The 20758-nt window shown below is 40.3% G+C and carries 14 protein-coding genes; 9 read left to right on the top strand and 5 right to left on the bottom strand.

Annotated elements, in window-relative coordinates; all coding sequences use genetic code 11:
• Positions 1-7: 7 nt before the first annotated feature.
• From A8709_RS03395 to A8709_RS03365, 7 genes are all read left to right on the top strand, one after another.
• On the top strand, positions 8-1528 hold the full coding sequence (locus tag A8709_RS03395; RefSeq protein ID WP_065850790.1) for a patatin-like phospholipase family protein: 1521 nt from the start codon (positions 8-10) through the stop codon (positions 1526-1528).
• A 106-nt stretch (positions 1529-1634) separates the two neighbouring features.
• Positions 1635-3347, top strand: a complete 1713-nt coding sequence (locus A8709_RS03390; protein WP_065850789.1) for an RNA-dependent RNA polymerase family protein — start codon at positions 1635-1637, stop codon at positions 3345-3347.
• 152 nt (positions 3348-3499) lie between these two features.
• Positions 3500-3916 carry a galactose-binding domain-containing protein gene (locus A8709_RS03385; RefSeq protein ID WP_065850788.1) on the top strand — a complete coding sequence of 139 codons (417 nt, stop codon included), beginning with the start codon at positions 3500-3502 and terminating at the stop codon, positions 3914-3916.
• Positions 3917-4190: 274 nt separating this feature from the next.
• Positions 4191-6806: a phosphoenolpyruvate synthase gene (ppsA, locus tag A8709_RS03380; RefSeq protein ID WP_065850787.1), complete on the top strand. Its 2616-nt coding sequence runs from the start codon at positions 4191-4193 to the stop codon at positions 6804-6806.
• A gap of 103 nt (positions 6807-6909) precedes the next feature.
• Positions 6910-7359, top strand: coding sequence for a tellurite resistance TerB family protein (locus tag A8709_RS03375; protein WP_065850786.1), 450 nt, complete (start codon positions 6910-6912; stop codon positions 7357-7359).
• 159 nt (positions 7360-7518) lie between these two features.
• Positions 7519-8094 carry a TerD family protein gene (locus A8709_RS03370; RefSeq protein ID WP_065850785.1) on the top strand — a complete coding sequence of 192 codons (576 nt, stop codon included), beginning with the start codon at positions 7519-7521 and terminating at the stop codon, positions 8092-8094.
• A gap of 100 nt (positions 8095-8194) precedes the next feature.
• Positions 8195-9376: a TerD family protein gene (locus A8709_RS03365; protein ID WP_065850784.1), complete on the top strand. Its 1182-nt coding sequence runs from the start codon at positions 8195-8197 to the stop codon at positions 9374-9376.
• Between the two features lie 62 nt (positions 9377-9438).
• On the opposite strand, the gene A8709_RS03360 is transcribed toward A8709_RS03365, so the two are convergent.
• Positions 9439-10977, bottom strand: coding sequence for a glycoside hydrolase family 31 protein (locus tag A8709_RS03360; RefSeq protein ID WP_065850783.1), 1539 nt, complete (start codon positions 10975-10977; stop codon positions 9439-9441).
• A 261-nt stretch (positions 10978-11238) separates the two neighbouring features.
• On the opposite strand from A8709_RS03360, the gene A8709_RS03355 reads away from it, so the two are divergent.
• Both A8709_RS03355 and A8709_RS03350 read left to right on the top strand, forming a co-directional pair.
• A complete protein-coding gene (locus tag A8709_RS03355) occupies positions 11239-13698 on the top strand; it encodes a DUF4832 domain-containing protein (protein WP_065850782.1) in 2460 nt (819 codons plus the stop codon).
• Between the two features lie 116 nt (positions 13699-13814).
• Complete coding sequence (locus A8709_RS03350; RefSeq protein ID WP_141692405.1) at positions 13815-14891, top strand: LacI family DNA-binding transcriptional regulator; 1077 nt, start codon at positions 13815-13817, stop codon at positions 14889-14891.
• Between the two features lie 195 nt (positions 14892-15086).
• Here A8709_RS03350 and A8709_RS03345 read toward each other — a convergent pair whose 3' ends face one another.
• The 4 genes from A8709_RS03345 to A8709_RS03330 all read right to left on the bottom strand — a co-directional run bounded on the left by A8709_RS03345 (position 15087) and on the right by A8709_RS03330 (position 20433).
• A complete protein-coding gene (locus A8709_RS03345) occupies positions 15087-15917 on the bottom strand; it encodes a carbohydrate ABC transporter permease (RefSeq protein ID WP_065850780.1) in 831 nt (276 codons plus the stop codon).
• An 11-nt stretch (positions 15918-15928) separates the two neighbouring features.
• Entirely contained in the window at positions 15929-16873 is a 945-nt protein-coding gene (locus tag A8709_RS03340; protein ID WP_065850779.1) for a carbohydrate ABC transporter permease, read from the bottom strand.
• Positions 16874-16967: 94 nt separating this feature from the next.
• Positions 16968-18410 (bottom strand): ABC transporter substrate-binding protein, encoded by a 1443-nt coding sequence (locus A8709_RS03335; protein ID WP_141692404.1) that lies wholly within the window; start codon positions 18408-18410, stop codon positions 16968-16970.
• A 208-nt stretch (positions 18411-18618) separates the two neighbouring features.
• Entirely contained in the window at positions 18619-20433 is a 1815-nt protein-coding gene (locus A8709_RS03330; protein WP_084224628.1) for a glycosyltransferase family 39 protein, read from the bottom strand.
• Between the last annotated feature and the right edge of the window lie 325 nt (positions 20434-20758).

The raw sequence follows: 20758 nt of genomic DNA, 5'->3' as shown, positions 1-20758 counted from the left end.
ATTATAAGTGATTGCAAAATTAAAATTAAATAACAAAAAAATAGATTTAGCAACTAAAAAAGTTGGACTTGCGCTATCAGGAGGCGGTTATAGGGCAGCCTTTTTCCATCTAGGAGTGTTGGCAAGGCTAGCAGAACTTGATATTTTAAAACACATTAATGTAATTTCTACTGTTTCAGGTGGCTCAATTATCGGTGCACTATATTATTTAAAGTTGAAAGAGAGATTATCTCAAGAACAACCTATGCAGCATAGTGATTATATTAATTTAATTATGAATCTCGAAGGAGATTTTGTTCGAGGTGTTTCAAAAAATATAAGATCGAAAATATTTTTACATCCATTAAATGAGTTATATTCGGTTTTTATCAATCGCGAAAAAATTCTGGGTAATCTATATGCTAAATATTTTCGGTATTCGAACGTCAGTATGGCTCAGTTAAAAGGCACTAGCGGCGCTGAAAATCTACCGAAGTTAATAATCAATGCAACTTTACTTGGTAATGGAGGGCATTACTTCTTTTCAGATGAGAATATGGGGCAGTACATTGACCCTAAAATAGTGAATTCTAAAGGGATCATTCACTATTCTGAGCACAATCAGATCTTTTTAAAAGATGCTGTAGCTGCTTCTTCAGCAGTACCCGGCTTGTTCAATTATGTGAATTTTAAGGTTGGTACAGAAAAACACAAGGTAGTTGATGGTGGAGCTTTTGATAACTTAGGAATATATGCTCTTCAAAAAGAAGTTTGTGATTTGATGATTATTAGTGATGGATCCCGGCAAATATCAGAACAACAACTTATTCCTAGGAAAAGACTTTCAGTCCTAAAGAGGAGTTATGATGCTAGTTTAGAGCTAAATAAGAAATTAATGTTAGAAACATCTGAAAATTTTTTTCACATTCATCTTAGAGAAGGACACCCGCAGGTTGACCCAGAAGTAAGTGATGCTTTATCAAGACTTCGAACGGATTTAAACAATTTTAATAAGTTCGAGAGTTGGTCCCTCAGTAACTATGGGTATTTATTAACTGATGGAATAAGTCAGTATCTCAACACTCCAAATTCAGAAACAGGAGAATTCGTATTTAAAAATACAGATAATACTGTCTTAATGCAATTACCTAATCGTAAGTTTAAAAATAAGCTTTGGAGTGGGGAAAAGATTAATACTGCAGGAAGCAATAGCATTCTACAAACACTCAATCAATTGAAACTTTTCCTAGCAACATTTTTAGTGTTTTTTCTAATACCAATTTATTTTGTTTTCTTCGCAGCAAGTGGAATTATCCCAGGAAATAACCCTGTTGTTAATAGTTATATTATTTTTGTTATGTATCTTATAGGATTTATGTCGATTTATTTAATGATTGTTTCTTCATCTGGTGATTTAGTGCACTATCTTGATTATGGATTGTCAAAGTTATCGCATTTTATTCTCTCAGTAATATATATTTTTTTAATTTTAGCTACTATTCTATTAATATTGTCATTAATTATTGTAGGAGTTGTAAAAATTATTTGATTATTTTGTGAGTTAGATTATTAAACTTCAAAGCGTATAAACTTTTTAAACATATCTTGAAACTGAAATCACTTCGAAAAAAATAACTATTAGTCAGGGGAAATATATGAAACTTAATAATCTTTATAATTTTAAAAATCCAGTTAAACATTTTCTTGATATCGATTCTATTAAATTGCCAGATGATATTTCATCTTTTGATATAAACAAATTATGTTGGGTAGCACCTATTAATTTTAGAGTAAACAAAAATGAAGATAATTATCGGACCCTTAAAATGCCAAACATATTGAATTTTGTCGCTGCATTTGAACATTTTAAGGATCTACCAGATTTTAATACTATTCAAAATCTCGATCCTACACATAAACGCCTGGCAACGAATGTTGCTACTGGTGATTTTGTGATAGGAGAATACGATAGACAGTTAGAGAAAGATTTTGAAAATTTATGCGTATATGATAATTTATTGAGAGTTGATATAAAGGAGTACTATGGAAGAATTTATACTCATTTAATAGAGTTTCACGGGCATGAAGAGAGATACCTATCAAATCAAAATTTAGGGAAAACAAATGGTTTAATAATGGGGAATTACTTGTCATTATATTTTGCCGAAACTACATTAATGGAGATTAGTAAGCTAATTGAGATAGAATTCACGAGGTCGGGGATAAATTGTGAATTCTCTTATTTTTCTGATGATTTTTATTTCTTTTGTAATAGAAGCGATATAGAGAAGGTAGTAAAGATTTTTGATAAAATTTTAGAGAAATATGAACTTGAAAGAAATGATTCTAAGAAAGAAATATGGACGTATGAAGATTTTAATAATTATAATCTAGTTGCGAGATACTGGAAAAAAGTGATAGCTCATTGCAATATTAAATTCAAAGAGGGTAGAGAGGATAACAAGCTATATATAATAAATCAAATTGTTTATAGACTATCTAATTTAGAAGATGGCAAACTTAAGAAAGTCTTTATAAATAACTTATTTAAGACTAAATACTTTAGAGAATTAGACCTTGAGAAATTTAAAGTAAAGAATTATGATTACCATCAACTATGTTTTATCCTGAAATATTCTCCTGAAGCTTTGTTATACGTTGTCGATAAATTAAATGCTATGAGCAGTTTTGATAATAAGAAATTGTTAAAATTTTTCAAGGTAAGATATACAGAAGTACTTCAATCACAATTTAATGAAGAACAATTATATTTTTATTATGCAATTAAAATATTCGGCTTTACAGAAATTTTAAATGATACACAAGAGGTAGTACTCGATTCAAACAATCAACTTTTAATTTCTTATTACTTGAAAGATGGAATATTTAGAAGCGAGCAAACTGAAAAACTAAAAGAAATTGATGATGAGCAACACTGGTTTCAGAATTATCATCTAATTCTTTACTCAACTGATCTGCAGGCTGATTTAGAAGCTAGTATTGAAAAGTATTTAATACCAAAAAAAGTAAAGAATGCTATTAAAGCAAGTGATGTAATTAAAAAACAAGCTTATATGGACTTCTATAAGGAGAATATTAATCTTAAAAATCCAATAATTCGAGATATCTCAGATGTGAATATAGAAATTAAAGAATACTTGGCATTGAGAATAGAAGAAAGCGAAGCAGAATTTGAAGATGAAGAAGTAGAAGATGAAGAAGTAGAAGATGAAGAAGTAGAAGAAGTAGAAGAAGTAGAAGAAGAAGTAGAAGATGAAGTAGAAGATGAAGTAGAAGATGAAGTAGAAGAAGATGATGAAGATGAAGAAACTGATAATGAAGAAGATGAAACTGGGTATGCGGACTAATTTAATACACTGTTAAAGCTATTGGATATACAATTTATGACAATTTTCATTCCAATGAGTGCCAAATGTACGTTACAAAACACCCCTTTTTGGGGTGTTTTCTATGCCAAGTTGAATTACAACTCACAACATCATCAGGAGACTATGGCGATTTGGACATATCGATCCTTCCAGCGTGTCGTCGAAATCCAGGATACGATGAAACAGTATATGCACGTCCATTATGGGGCTGGATACAGCTAGACCTCGGGGAGAGCTTTGATATTAATGATATTAAATTGTGGCATTATATCTCGGCCGGCAGGATCTACCACGATGTAGTCGTCCAAGTATCGAATGATCCTACCTTTACGACAAAGACAACGGTATTCAACAATGATACGGATAATAGTGCCGGGCAAGGTATAGGAACAGACGCAGAGTATACGGAGACGAGCAGCGGTAAGGATATTCCATTTGCTATAACGAATGCAAGGTATGTACGGTTGTGGGTGAACGGCTGTAATCTCAATGCGTTCAGCCATTATGTGGAGCTTGAAGTTTGGGCTCCTCCAGTAACAACGCCATAGCCAACGTCATCGGCAAAATGCTTCACTAATTACACTTCATAAACTAAGAAGCCCATCCGAACTGGAGATGGGCTTCTTGTTTTGAAATCAAAAAAGAACCTGGAAAGTTATCACAGGTTCGTCATATTGCATATAAAAAGGCACGATGCTATAATCAAATTACGAATTTATTGGTATTAATGTACATAATTAATGTATCTTACACTATAAATATACCATGCCGATAACCTCTTGTCAATTTTTTTCTCAAATTAATGATTAGGAGAGATGTTGTATGAGTTCCTTGGTTCTCAGTTTTCAGGAAATGGACAGAACGCAGCTTGTGCTCGTTGGCGGAAAAGGGTTGAATTTAGGGGAATTATCTAAAATTGAAGATATACAAGTACCAGAAGGATTTTGTGTGACAACCGCGGGATATCGCAAAGCCATCGAACATAACGAAGCGTATCAGGCTTTGTTGGAGGAGCTAACCATGCTCAAGGTGGAAGATCGAGATCAGATCGGTGAAATCAGCAGACAGATTCGACAAATCCTTATGGAAGTAGACATTCCTGCCGATGTTGTGGAAGCAGTTACTCACTATCACTCCGAGCTGGGTGATGAACATGCGTATGCAGTGCGTTCTAGTGCGACGGCTGAAGACTTACCTCATGCCTCTTTTGCAGGTCAACAAGATACCTATTTGAACATCATCGGTGTCAAAGCCATCCTGCAGCATATCAGCCTATGTTGGGCTTCCTTATTTACGGATCGCGCGGTAACTTACCGTATCCAAAATGGGTTTGAGCACAGCCAAGTTTATCTAGCTGTTATCGTGCAACGGATGGTTTTCCCGCATGCTTCAGGGATTTTGTTTACGGCAGACCCCATGACTTCCAACAGAAAAGTACTATCTATCGACGCCAGTTATGGTCTTGGAGAAGCGCTGGTCTCTGGCTTAGTCTCTGCCGATAATTATCACGTGCAGGAAGGGAAAATCGTCAATAAGCGGATAGCGACCAAACAATTGGCTGTCTATGCGCGGAAAGAAGGCGGAACAGAGACCAAACAGATCGATCCTGATCAGCAAAAGACGCAGACACTTACGGAGCATCAAATTGTAGCATTGGCACGCATCGGAAGACAGATCGAAGCTTATATTGGCTGCCCCCAAGATATCGAATGGTGCTTGGTTGATGATACCTTTTATATCGTTCAGAGTCGTCCTATCACGACCTTATTTCCCATACCCGAAGCAATGGATCAAGAAAATCGCGTTTATATTTCTGTCGGTCATCAACAAATGATGACAGATGCCATCAAACCATTGGGATTATCTTTTTACTTGTTAACGACGCGTGCCCCTATGCGTAAAGCAGGCGGATGGTTGTTCGTTGATGTTACACAAATGCTGTCTTCGCCTGCCAGCAGAGATAAGGTAATCGATGCTTTAGGAAAATCCGAGCCGCTCATCAAAGTCGCACTGAAGACCATCGTAGCACGAGAGGATTTTATTAAATCATCACCAGATGATAGTAAAATACCGAGTTCCATTCGAAGCAATGAGGGAATGTCGCCATCGCATTTTCAAGCTCAAATCGAATACGATCCAACAATTGTATCTGATTTGATTGAGCGTAATCAAACATCCATAGCAGCATTGAAACAAAATATCCAAACGAAATCAGGGTCCGATGTATGTGATTTTATTCTAGAAGATCTTAAGGAATTAAGGGAGTTATTATTTGACCCGCGAAGTTCAGCGGTATTTATGACAGCTATGAATGCCTCTTCCTGGATCAATGAGAAAATGAACGAGTGGTTAGGTGAAAAAAACGTAGCAGATACACTTACTCAATCTGTGCCTAACAATATTACTTCGCAAATGGGTTTGGCGCTTTTAGATGTTGCTGATGTGATTCGTCCTTATCCGGAAGTCATTGATTATTTACAACAAGTCAAAGATGATAATTTCATGGAAGAACTGGTTAAGTATGAGGGTGGACAGGAAGCCCAAGACGCGATCAATCATTATCTCAGCAAGTACGGAATGCGATGTGCCGGAGAAATCGATATGTCCAAACCGCGTTGGAGTGAAAAACCACTTACACTAGTCCCAATTATTCTAGCGAACATCAAAAACTTCGAGCCTAATGCTGGCCATCGGAAATTTGAGCAGGGGTTGCAGGAAGCTTTAAATAAAGAACAAGAGTTAATAGAACGATTGAACCAATTACCGGATGGTCAATCAAAAGCTGAAGAGACAAAACGAGTGATTAACTTAATCCGGAATTTTATCGGGTATCGTGAATATCCCAAGTACGGCATGATAAGCCGCTATTTCGTGTACAAGCAAGCTTTATTGAGGGAAGCCGAACGACTCGTAGAAACAGGTGTTATTCATGAAAAAGAAGATATCTACTATCTCAGTTTTGGAGAACTTCACGATGTCGTACGTACAAATAAACTGGATGATGGGATCATCAGTAAACGAAAAGAAGATTACAAATTTTTCTCCAAATTAACTCCGCCGCGCGTCATCACATCGGATGGTGAAATCATTGCAGGTGCGTACGAACGAGAACATCTGCCGGCTAACGCGCTTGTAGGACTAGCCGTTTCTTCGGGCGTTATAGAAGGACGAGCGCGCGTCATTTTAAACATGGAGGAAGCGAATCTTGAAGAGGGGGATATCTTAGTCACCTCCTTTACCGACCCTGGCTGGACGCCCTTGTTCGTATCCATTAAAGGACTAGTCACCGAAGTTGGTGGTCTGATGACCCATGGAGCCGTTATCGCCCGCGAATATGGTTTGCCAGCAGTTGTAGGTGTAGAACATGCTACTAAACTCATTAAAGATGGGCAACGCATTCGCGTGAATGGAACAGAAGGGTATATTGAAATATTGTAATATAGCCAATTTCCTCACCAGATTTCCGCAAAATTTGCTAAAGTTCAACTTTATATTTAGAATACAGTTAAAGTGCTAATTAAAAATACGGAGGTTTTCATACATGAGTGTTGGATTCAAATCATGGTTGCAAAATACCAAACAAGGATTGACTGATCAGGTCAAGAAATTCAAGAACAAAGATTTTATGGAAGCCGTAGTGGCTGGATGTGCTATTGTAGCTGCAGCTGATGGATCTATTGATGCAAATGAAAAGCAAAAAATGGCCGGTTACATGAGCCGTAGTGAAGAACTTAAAGTTTTTGAAATGGGCGATGTGATTACACGGTTTAATCATTACGCTGGCAACTTTGAATTTGATGCGATGATAGGGAAACAAGAAGCCCTGAAGTCAATTGCCAAATTCCGCAGCAAGCCTGAGATTGGGCGAGTAATCGTTGGTGTTTGTAGTGCAATTGGATCTGCAGATGGTGATTTTGACGATAAAGAGAAAGCTGTCGTTCGTGACATTTGTAATACGCTTGGTCTAAATCCTAGCGAATTCAGTTTATAAGAATGAAAAAAGAAGAAAGAGCTCTTAGGCGATCCTAAGAGCTCTTTTTTTGTTTACATGAAGAATTTGTTAAATATATGTATTTTTTGAAACTACTAGTCTTATTATGTCGTATGTAAGGTGCAAGGAAAAAATAATATAAAGCGAGGTAATCATTCTATGGCTATTAATCTTTCTAAAGGTCAAAAAATCGATCTTACAAAATCAAATCCTGGTCTAACAAAAATCTTTGTAGGTCTTGGATGGGATACGAACAAATATGATGGCGGTAAGGATTTCGATCTCGATGTTTCCGTATTTTGCACCAACGGCGCAGGTAAAGTAGATAACGAGAAAAATTTTGTTTACTTTAATAACAAGGAAAATGAGAACGGTTCTGTTATCCATTCCGGAGATAATCTTACTGGTGCCGGTGCAGGTGATGATGAGCAAATTAAAGTTGACCTTTCAACGATTCCTGCAAGCATTGAGAAAGTAGCTTTCACAATTACGATTTATGACGCTGTCGCTCGTAATCAAAACTTTGGACAAGTTTCGAATGCATACGCGCGCATTGTGAATGAAGCAGATGGCCAAGAATTAATCCGTTTTGACTTGGGTGAAGATTTCTCCATTGAGACTGGCGTTGTAGTAGGCGAGTTATATCGTCATTCCGGTGAGTGGAAATTCTCTGCGGTAGGCAATGGTTACAAAGACGGTCTTGATGGTTTAACCAGAGATTACGGTTTAGTTTAATTATCATTTTTGAAATATGTTGCAAATTCTATCGCCAGGGTAGTTAACAGAAATGTTACTACCCTAAGATCTACTAACTTTCAATTAAAGGGTGAAGAAGATGACCGTTTCCGTTGTTAAAGGACAAAAAGCAGACTTAACGAAAGCGCACGCAGGACTTTCCAATCTGACTGTATTCATTGGTTGGCAAGCGCCGAATCAAATGGAGTTAGACACATCGGCTTTTTTGCTTTCCCTGAACGGAAAGGTAAAAGGTGACGAGGATTTAATATTTTACGGCAACCCAACGAATACCTTTATTACTTATACAGAGAAGCAGGCAAATGAAAGAGAAATAGAAGTAAGGCTTCATCAAGTTGTAGCTGCGGTTGAGAAAATGGCTTTCACATTAACCATCTATGATGGTGAACAACGGAACCAAAATTTCAGCCAGGTGAGTCAAGTATACATACGATTTGTAGATAAATCTTCTGGGAAAGAAATTCTTCGTTACGACCTTGGAAATGATTTCTCCGTAGAATCAGCAATTGTCATAGGAGAATTATATAGATATAACAGCGACTGGAAATTTAACGCAATTGGAGCGGGTTATTCAGGTGGGCTCAAGGCGCTTTGTGAGAGTTATGGCATTGTTGTAAATAACGAGCCTGATCCTGCACCTGAGAAGATGCCGAAATTGAACCTTTCCAAGATCGAACTGAAGAAGAAAGGGGACAAGATTAATCTAGAGAAAAAATCAGGCGGGCTCGGGGAGATTCTAATTAACCTTAATTGGAATCAACAAACGGGTAAAGGCGGTATTTGGAAAAAGAAATCAGGTGGCGTTGATCTAGATCTTGCTTGCCTGTATGAGCTGCAGGACGGTGAAATAGGTGTCGTTCAGGCTCTGGGTGATTCCTTTGGTTCCTTAACAAGAGAGCCATATATTGCTCTGGATGGTGATGATCGGACCGGTTCTGTTACAGCCGGTGAAAACATTCGAATAAATGGCAGCAAGCTTTCCGAATTCCGAAGAATATTGGTGTTTACTTTCATTTATGAGGGAGTTACGAAATGGTCAGAGGCTGACGGTGTAGTGACTATTACCCAAAATGGCGGGCCTGATATCGTTGTAAATCTAGATGAACATGATAACAGCCTCCCTACGTGTGCTATTGCTTTGATACAAAATGTTAATAATGAAACCTTCAGCATAGAAAGAGTCGTTCGCCATTTTAAAGGTCATGCTGATTTGGACAAGGCTTTTAATTGGGGCCTACGATGGAGAGCAGGAAGTAAATAGAGGCTACAATGAAGAATGAAACAACCCCCTCCTAACCTCGGAGGGGGTTGTTAGCATGTAGATTAAACTTTTCGATACCACGGAAGTCTGGATAAAGGTGCTTGAACCTCTTCCGATACAGGTCCTTGAACGATAGAACCATCATCGCCAATCCAAGTACCCGTTGGGAAGTGGATTTGTCGAGATGTTTGCCCTTTTACAAGGACAGGCGCTACAAGAATATGATCACCAAGCATAAATTGATCGTTAACAAGCTCATACCCCGCATTGGGAAATACATAATCCAAGTGCCGCATGATAGGGGCTCCAGTAGCTGCGGATTGCTCAGCCAACTCAAGTATCTCTGGTCCCAATAGTTCCCTTAACTTAACGATGTCTAAGCAATAATTGAGATGTTCATCCTGAAGTACCCGCCAAGGCGCTAACGAAAATTGCATGATGGGGAATAGAGCGGAACATTGTGCAAACCTGACGAACAATTCACTATCAAATTGGAAGTCAGATGAATTAAAGTCTCCATCTAATCCGCCTCCTATCATATCAGGACAATTGTAGGAATAACCCATTAAGCCTTGTACGATTCCATTGGGAATGAGGTCAGCCAATCCGCCGCGATCCCACTTATGGGCTTTATCCCGCTGCCGTTGAATAAGTGATTGTCCGCCGTTCTTCCAAGACATCCGGTATTCGCTGAGCGGATACTTGATCCCTAGCTTTGCGAAAGCATTGCAATCAGCGTTGAGTGGAAGCGTGTTATGCCATAAAACGGATCTGCTAAAATGGTCAGCATCCGGAATAATGGGCTCGCCTGCGTCAAATTTAAAACCGTCGATGGCATAGCTCGTAACGAGATGATCCAATTGTTCGAGGAACCAATCGACTGCGGCTTCCATGGAATAATCAATCATTGCGCTGTAGCCATTCCACCATTGTCGTAAGGCAGGGGTTTCATCTTTAGATTTAAGCAGATAACCCTTGTTTTGCAGCATTCGAAAAACAGCACTATCGGGACTGACATAGGGACATACCCAAAGCATGATTTTAAATCCTAATTGATGCAGGGTACTAACCATTTGCTTAGGATCAGGGAATCGTTCCCTATTGAATTTCCAGTTGCCATAATCGATCATCCAATTGTCATCTATGATTAATATCCCTGGAGGTAACCCATGGTCTAGAATAGATTGCGCATATTGAATGATTTTAGCTTGCGTCGGTTCGTAAAACATTTCAACCCATGTATTATATTGCGGTGATAAAAAGGCTAAAGAATCAGGGAGCTTTCCCGAAGATGGAAAATAAGTGCGTGATACATGGGTATAAACTTCAGGAAGATTATGATGTTCTTGGCCGATGATAATCGGGCTGTTCGCATGGTTAATCAAAAGTTCATCTTCATGAAAAGAAAAAGCGAAAGGTTCATCACTCCAAACATATCGCCCCTTGTTCGATAAAAGCAACGGTGTTGCTTGATTATCGTCTAAGTTGCGCAAATTGCGCGAGTAGTCGGCATTACCAAATGGCATCAGAGCACCGTCGTTGATTACCCCGCCCCACCAATATTCGCCTGACATTAGTTTTATCGATTGACAGGTATCCATATGAACTATCCCCTTGTAGTAAAATTTTTGCGCAAAAGTTTTATAACCCAATTTTATTCCTAATCGCTGTGACTGTCAATAATTAGATGAGCATTCCTATAGTGGAGGGGGATCAAGACGAAAAGTGATTGACGGCAAGGGAGATAGGCGGTACACTTACCTTGTTAAAACTTGCGCAAATTTTTAACAACCATTTTTAAAAGAAGTGAGGTCTTTATTTGTTTCAAATGTAAGCGCAATCAAATAAAGGAGGTAAATTGTATGAAAAAGATCCATATCTTTTCTGCTATTTTGATTTTCTCAATTTTGTGCTTCCAGCTGAACTCATCTATTTTCCAAAGCAAGGCCGTTGCAGCAACAGGTAATATTACCGTCAATCTTTCTGAATCAAATGAAGCTTTCAAGAACCCTATTATGGGATTTAGACCTTCCAGATATATCAATGACACCTCGTTTGCAGACCGGGAGTATGCTGATATTTACAAACAATATATTAAATACACGGATTTGGAGTACTATGCTACGGATACGGTCCAGAAGATCAAAGACTGGAGCAATGCTTCCTGGGCTGGGATCGAAAGTAAAAATATTAAAGTTATTCCGCGTGTTGTCATCGTCTATCCCGGTACGGGGGAGTATTGGCCAGATGGCGTAGATCATAGCGATCCAGTGAACGAGTGGCTTTCGGATACATTGAAATCGCGCTTAGTAGCTTTTATTGGCAAGTTAGGAGAAGCATGGGACAACGATCCGCGTGTAGCTGCTATCGAACTTGGTTTGTATGGAAACTGGGGAGAAAATCATATTTATCCGCTTAAATTTGCTGACGGCACAGACCGTATTCCATTAAGTTTCCAAACGGCACTAGGGAATGCTTATACGGCGGCTTTTCATAACAAAAAAGTGATGGTTCGCTATCCGGAAACGTTTACGAATTATAACTTTGGCATTCAGTGGGATTCCTTCGCTCTGCCAGATGACGCGGCTGGCGGTAACGGCGAAATTGCCAGAGATACGTGGAGAACGCAAATTAACAGTGGAGAAGTTGCTTATGATTGGGGCAATCAATCTAATCTTGGCGGCAGTCCGGATGGGACATTGGGCAGTACCTCCAATACCAATTATGTGATTGACTCCATTATGAACACGCATACATCCAGCTTGGGATGGATATCTGACTATAATGCGGGCAACACGGCAGTTGAGGCTGGAGCTACAGCCATGCAGAAAGTACTTGGTTATCGCTTTGTCATCAATCAAGCTACATTCTCGGGTAACGTTTCACCTGGCTCTGCCATGAATGTTTCGTTTAACGTTGTAAACAAAGGTTCATCGCCTATGTATTACAATTGGCCAGTTGAAGCAAGTCTTCTAAAAGCCGATCATTCTGTTGCTTGGACGGGTACTTTCAATACTAATGTCACCTCGTGGTTGCCAGGCACCGGTTGGAACAGTTCGACCAGAGCGTATAATAATGCTCCTGCTGTCAATACTGTTGCTGGTACGTTCACGATTCCATCCAGTCTGCCAGTCGGTACGTATACGCTCGCGTTGTCTGTACTTGATCCTGCGGGGAATAAGCCGAGTTTGCGATTCGCTAACACGAATTATTACACAGGTGGAAGAACGCCGATTGGCAAAGTCGGTATCGGGCAAGATCCAAGCGATCAAAATTTGGGTACCTTCAATAGTTTGAAAAGTGACAACACATTATCCTACAGCCTAACAGGTGGCACAACGCCAACACCAACACCAACACCAACACCAACACCGACACCGACACCAACACCGACACCGACACCGACACCGACACCGACACCAACACCATCATCGCAATCGTATGAAGCGGAGGCCAGTGGTAACACGTTGGCTGGAGCAGCTGCCGTGAGTTCTTGTCCTACATGCTCTGGAGCGAGTAAAGTAGGGTATCTCGGCAATAACAGCGGCACCTTACAATTCAATGGTGTAAATGTGGCAAGTGCTGGCACGTATACTCTGAAAATTGATTATTTGAACGGAGATGCTAGTAGATTAGCAAGTATGAGCGTCAACGGAGGTACAGCCACATCCTTAAATTTCCCGAGCAGCGGCGGATGGACAACGGTTGGAACCCTGCAAACGACAGTAAACTTGCAAGCTGGCAATAATACAATTAAGTTTTCCAATGCGACGGCGTATGCGCCAGACATTGACCGTATTACTGTAGTAGGAGGCGGCACACCAACACCGACACCGACACCGACACCGACACCGACACCGACACCGACACCAACGCCAACGCCAACACCAGGCACTCTGTTAGTTGATAATTATGATAATGCACCATCCTGGCCGAGCAACAATGATCTGGGTAAATGGACGGGTGCGAATAGTTTTGTTAATGGAGCAGGTGTCATCAGTGGCAAAGGACTCACGTTACAGTACAATAACAACGGGTGGTTGGGTACCGATGTTACGCAAGATATTTCCGCCTATACCACAATGATTATTCGTGTTAAAGGAAGTGCTGGCGGCGAACAAAACCATTTCCACCTGACGCTTGGAGGCGTTGAGAAAACGCTTGGCGCGTTTAGTGGAGATACCATTACGACATCCTATAAAGATATTGCGATCAATTTAGTTAGTAATGGCGTTAATCGTGCAGCTCCAGGGCAGTTACAGATGTCGTTCTGGTGGGGCAACAGTGGAACCATCACAATCGATGAGATCAGATTTCAATAAGCATAAGTGAATCCATAACGGCCCATTCGCGATTTTGTCGCAAAATGGGCCGTTACTAACATCTTTGGTTGACACCAAGTTATAAAGAGGAATACAATTAAAACAACAGCAAGAAATTGCGCACTTTTTTTCAAATAAATAATCTTTTCCTACGGGAAGGAAAAAGGAAGATAGACATGCTGAAATTAAAAGATATTGCAGAGATTGCTAATGTTTCCGTAACTACGGTTTCCAGAGTGTTGAACAATAAAGGTAATTTCAGTGAGGAAACCAAACAAAGAGTATTGGATGTTGTGAAGGAATACCTTTACACACCTGGCACGACACTGCAAAAGATGAGCAATATTTCTTACACAATCGGGGTATTCATTCCGAATCAAAACGATTTTATCGATGATGATCCATCCTCCTCAGTTGATTTGAACAACCTAAAAGAAGAGTTAGAGAATCTAGGTCATAAGCTTGTACTAACGACAAATACAGGTGAAATTGATCGATCTTCGATGTCTTATAAAATGATTCAAGATAAATTGATTGATGCCGCCATTATTTTTGCACCGTTTACGAATGATGAGCTGGTCGATGAGTTAATCAATCATCAAATCCCGTACTTTGTTACGAATGGTCGCAACATGGAGAAGGACTGGAACTATATTGATTACAACAATTATAGTGGAGCTAACAACGCCATTCAGTATCTTTATGGACTGGGCCATCGCAACATTGGCATTATTGCCGGTCCGGCAGATCACTTGGTCAATATGAATCGGATGCAAGGCTGTATAGATGCATTTAATAAACTGAATCTGCAGATTCAGGATGAACGGATCAGTTATGGTTCTTTTAGTCTGACGCACGGATACGAGGCAGCGAAAGCTATGCTGAAGGGGAATTCGAAGATAACAGCGTTTTTTTGCTTTGACGATATCATTGCTTTTGGAGCCATGAAGGCCATTTTTGAGTCTAATTTGAAAATACCTGATGACATTTCCATTGTTGGGTTTGACGATCTGAAATTATCGGAGTTTATGATTCCGCCTTTAACGACAGTCAGACGGTTTAAATACGATATTAACCAGCTCATTGTCAAACTGCTGATTGATTTGATAGGGAACAAGTATATTGAAAATATTCATATCAGCTTAAAAACAGAATTGATCGAAAGAAGCTCTTGCAAGAAGATTACGTCTTAGTTTAGTTAGCTGTACAAGGTTTGTGTAAATGGGCAACAGTTCCACAGTCAGAGGAGGGGATCCTCAGAGGCTGTGGATTTTCGTTGTTTGTATGCAAAGCGCAAGGGGGATGAAATACAAATAGGGGGGGCGTTTGTCCCCCAATCGAAGTGAAGCGCTTACCGAGGATGAAGTTGTTGAAGCGGGATGGGAGACTTATTTTAACCCGGTGAAAGCAACACCCTCGATAAAGCGTTTTTGGAATAAGATAAATACGATAAGCATTGGAATGATGGCCATGATTGCGCCTGCCATTAACGTAGGATAATCTGTTTGGAATTGTCCCACTAGACTTCGCAAGCCGGTAGCTAAAGTCAATTTATCAGGAGAGCTGTTGACGATGAATGGCCAGGTGAATTCGTTCCAAGTCCAAAGGGTATGGATGATGGCCACGGCTGCCAGAGCTGGTGTTACCAAAGGAAGTAAGACTAATCGAAGTGTCTGATAATGATTGCATCCATCAAGAATGGCTGCTTCCTCGAGTTCTTTCGGCAATCCTAGAAAAAACTGACGCAATAGGAACACGGCGAATGGACTAACCAAACCTGTAATGAATAGGGCTGGAATCGTGTTGATTAAATGCAATTTGTTGAGAATAAAATATTGAGGCGTATAGAAAACGGGATTGGGCACGAGCATGACCGATAGAATGAGAAAGAATAGAACGTTCTTGCCAGGAAAAACGATTTTGGCAAAGGCGTATGCAGCCATTGAACTGAAGATAAGCGGTCCAACCGTTCTGAAAAAAGCCGCAATAAGGGTATTCATATAGAGATGGGTAAAAGGTAAAGCATGCCATGCATTTGGAAAACTCTTTAGATTAAGATGGGAAGGCAAATATTTAAACGGAATCTGGGTCGTCTCCGTCACGGTTTTGAAGGCGGTTAGAATCATCCAAGCGAATGGCACTAACATGATCAGGGAACCAATAATTAAGATGATCTGAGCGATGTAATTGGTTTTGTACGTGTTATATTGTGAATTCATGCAGCGACCTCCTATTCATAAAACACCCATTTTTTAGATAATCGGAATTGAATGGCCGTCAAAATGAGATTAATAACTAATAAAACATCGATAATCGTTGATCCGTAATTGGGATCGTCCATTGTATATGTATTGATATAATAGGAAAAGACAAGTGAGCGAACATCGCTTAGAACGATGCTGTTTTTACCGACCAAGAACAAAATGCCATCAAAAACTTGCGTTCCTTCAATGACAGAAATGATGGCTACGAAAAATAAGGTAGGGGTCAGCAAGGGAAGTGTAATATTCCAAAACCGTTGGAAAGCATTTGCCCCTTCAAGTGAACCAGCTTCATATAATGAGGTCGGTATTCCTTGTAAACCAGCGAGAATAATGATCATTTTGAGTCCGATGCTGCCCCATACCGAGGTCGTCACGAAGGCGAGCATGACCGTTCTTGAATCAGATAACCAGCCAATATCAGTCCCGAGCAAATGATTAATAAGTCCGTAATCTTTGTTAAATAAAACTACCCAAACCAATGCCGTTGCAGCTGGGAGTGTAATTTGCGGTAGAAAATAAACCGTTCGGAAGAAGGCGATTCCTTTTATTTTTTGATTGAGCAACAAGGCAAGAATCGTTGATATGACTAATACGGCTGGAACGAATAAAATGACGTAATGGAACGTGTTCCACAAATCTCCCCAGAACTGATCGTCTGCCACCAATCTTCTATAATTCTCCAAACCAACCCACTTGTTCGCCATACCAAAGTTTTCGGACTTCACGAAACTGAGCAGCACTGAAATAATAACGGGTATGACGTAAAAAATAGTGACTAATAGGACTGTAGGGGCAACCAAGATATAAGCAGGCAAGTAATGGTTCCTGAATCTTGATGTTTTTTTCTTCTTGTGCTCAAGCTGCTGCAAGTGACTTGGCCAAGGCTCTGCCGAGCTTTTCGAGATATCCAAACACAACACTCCTTACAATAGTTTAAAAAGTAATTGGCTCCATGATAACTCAGAGCCAATTACTTTTAGGTCTGGTCTAATACGTTAGAAAACCTTATTTTTCAGCAGCGATCGCGTCGTTCATTGCTTTCGCAACCGCTTTTGCAGCGTCTTCGATGCTTTGTTTACCACCAAATGCTGGAGCCATGATTTGAGATTCTTTGGTAAACCAAACTGGATAGGATTTGGAGCCTGCTGGATATGGTGTAGCTTCTTTGGCTTGCTGTGGGAAAATTTTGAGATTCAAATCTGGTTTTGATTTAAGCCATGCATCTTGTGTATCTTTAAATGCTGGAATCGCAGCACCTTTTTCAGCGAAAATTTGCGCAGCTTGCTTGGAACCGAGGAATTTCGTTAGCAACCAAGCTTCATCTTGATGCTTGCCAGCAGCAGACATGGAATAACCTAAGCCGTTAATAATGTTACCGCGCGTTTTTGGTCCTTTTGGAAGCACTGCCCAATCCCATTTCCCTTTAATGATATCACTGGAATAAATATCGTTGATTTGCCACGAACCTTCGAACATCATCGCTAGTTTCCCGGATTTGAACATTTCGCGAGGATCTGTATCCGTCATTTGTTGCGCTGTAGGGGACGATTTGTCCACGATCATTTGATATCTTTGTTTCAAAGCGGCTATGGATTCAGGAGAATCGTAACCGGATTTTTTCATGTCTGGGGAAAGAATGGATCCGCCAAATGCCAACATATCATTCCAATAGCCGATTTGTGTATCTGCTTTTGCAGCAAATCCATAAATGCCTTTGCTTGCATCTGTCAGTTTTTTCGCAACTTCAGCTAATTTGTTGTAATCCCACGTGTCATCAGGAAATGGAATATTCGCTTTTTGGAATAGATCTTTGTTATATGCTAAACCGATTGTGTCGAAATCTTTAGGCACTGCGTAAGGGACACCATCTAATGTATATACGTTTCCTAGGTTGGATACATAGTTATTCAGATCGAGATCGCCAGATTTTACTTTGTCTGTGAGTGGTGCGATGAATTTCCCTGTTGCGTATTTCAGGAATTGACCGCTGTGCATCCAGAATACATCAGGTAATGTTCCGGATGTGGCTTCTGCCGATCGTTTGACCCAGTAGTCGTCCCAAGGTGTAACTTCTACTTTTACTGTAATATTAGGGTTCGCTTTTGTGAATTCTGCTGTTATTGCCTCCGTTGCTGCCTGTTGACCTTTATCCCAAATGGCTAAAGTTAATGAAACCGGATCTTTTTTTGCTTTTGGTGCTTCGGTTGCCGTGTTTGCTTTTGCCGGTTCGGATGGTGCGGAGGTTGCGGTACTTGATGTGCTAGAACTACAGCCTGATAAAACAACCGAAGAAACAAAGAAAGCGCTTAACAAAGTGGTAACAATTTTCTTATTACTCATACTTTTTCCCCCTTGAGCATTAATTTTTTGGTTACAGAATGTTTGGTTTATCGAAGGATAAATATTTGCGCAAAATATTTTCCTGTACACACATTGTAATTTAGGCACTGATCTTGTGTCAATAGTTTTTGCTCGCTTTTAAGAGGTGAGGTCTATTTTTACGAATTATTCCTATAGTTGAAAGGAGTTATAGCCCCTGAATTGATGGTATTGAAGTGCGCCGCGCAACGATTTCTCTGTTATTTGAGAGTTTGGAAAGAGTGCGCAAATTTTTGCGCACTCTGGTGGATTTGTTTTTGCGTAGCCATCTCATTGTCTAAAAAAGCCAAGTTGAGAACCACCGCAAACATGTATCGACGTAATGCCTGCTTACCTCCATGCCAGACAAGGCAGGATAGAACATGACAAACAGTAGGAAGACGACGGCGAAATAAGCATAAACGAGCTGTTTATTCCACTTTCGGTATTCAATCCCATATTGGATGACGTAAACGAGACACAGGATCAAGAAAGGGACCATCGCAAAAAAGTGATAGATGAATGTTAATCGTTTTACGAATATCCATGGCAGATATTGCGAGGCAAATGCGACCAGCACGACAAACATGCCACGGTCCTTGCGCTTGAATGCTAGGAAGGCTGAGGTAATGACCGCTGCGATCCCTGTCCACCAAATAGCTGGGTTGCCCATGGCGACGATGGTAGATGTTAAGCCGGTTGGCAGAAATTGTCCAGCGTAATACCATAAGGGCCTGGTTATAAACGGCCATTGATACCATTCAGAAGAGAATGGATGCGTTGCTTTTAACTGAGTTTGATAATCATACATCGACGTTTGATATTGGATTAACCTTTTGAAACTAAGCGTTTCGCCATGTGCCATCAAGGCAGGTAGGAACGAAGCGGCATAAAGGATAACGGGAATGATGACGAAGAATAGCGTGCACCATGCAATTGTTTTCAAGCTAAGCTGTGGAAACGTTGTGACAATTTTGCGCTGGGCATCTGTGTTTACTGCCTGTTTGTGTTTGGATTTAGGTATCCCGTTTTTCAGCCAAATGGCAGCCTTATGATATTCGCGGTAGCGCTCAAATAAAGAGAGGAAGAATAGCAAGGCAAGCCCCGCACCGCCGTAAATGGCGATCCATTTGCTGGCAGCGCCGAGGCCAAAAAATAAGCCGGACCAGAAAAGTGGAACGAGTGTCTGTTTTAGCGGAACCAAATAAAAATTCAGCATATAGTAGCGGTACATAAAGTAATACATGAGGATAATGAAAAACACGCCGTACACATCGATCGTCGCGATCCTTGTCTGAGTGAAATGCATGAAGTCGAATGTCATCAGGAAAGCGGCCGCAAATGCGTATTCCTGCTTGCCAAATAAACGACGGGCAAACACATATAGGATTGGGATCATGGCAATGCCAAGAAGTGTTCCGATAATCCGCCAACCAAAGGGGTCCATCCCGAACAAGAGAATACCGACGGATATCAATAATTTGCCTAGAGGGGGGTGTGTCGTTTCATAGGGTTTGATCCCGTGCACATATTCATAAGCGGTACGAGCATGGTAAATCTCATCGAAATATGTTCCGTTCATAAATCCAGGCGTATATACGGCCTTGTCCTGCTCGTCGAATGCCCTTATGGGGTTCTGTATACCCTCCGTTGCTCCTTTATTACTGATGACCGATTGAATCGGTACAGGCTTATCGCTGCCTGTTGGGTAGAAAGCCATCTCCTGCAGCATCAGACCGGCATTTTCCGTTGTAAGTCTTGCAAACTTTGCTGTGACATCAAGGTTGGTAACGTTCCAGGTGAAATTTTTGACATAGTTTTGGTCAATGGTGATTGGGTTCGACCAGTGGGTGTTATCGGTAGAAAACTCAACTCGGAATTTGTTTTCGCCGACGCCACCGTAACTATTCATTCGTTCGAGCTTTAGCGTGTCATTGAATTCAACGGTGAAGCCATCACCTGCTGATGCAGGCTGCCAATACGATTGAGGAGCTGAGGACGAGCCAAGGTGGTACAGAGCGATCATCGCATACGCCAGTGTTAGACCTCCAAGAAGCAGCCATTCCTTGCGGCGTATGACGACGAGTAAACCGAGAAAAAATTTGCGAAACATGCAGCATCCCTACCTTTGCCGTTACTACTTTCGTCCCCATACTAATCCAAATTTTAGGTGCTGACAATAGTGGGAATTAGGAGGAGTAAGGATTAAAAAATGATTGACACACTGTAAGCAAAAGCATATATTGAAAATGAAATTATTTGCGCAAAAAATTTACCTGTTAGTTTTACTATTATTTTCAAACGATTTTGCAAGTGGAGTGAATTTCACGCCTTAACTTTCAAGACAGATTGGAGTGATAGCTATTCGAGCAAGAGTAGAGATTATCGACTATGTATCGAAATGAATACGCTTTCATAACTTACAGTGCCATTAATAA

Origin of the sequence: Paenibacillus pectinilyticus (assembly GCF_001700435.1) — a bacterium.
GTDB classification, from domain to species: domain Bacteria; phylum Bacillota; class Bacilli; order Paenibacillales; family NBRC-103111; genus Paenibacillus_E; species Paenibacillus_E pectinilyticus.
Note: the sequence above shows the minus strand (reverse complement) of the source record. Positions and strands in the feature narration are given on the sequence as shown.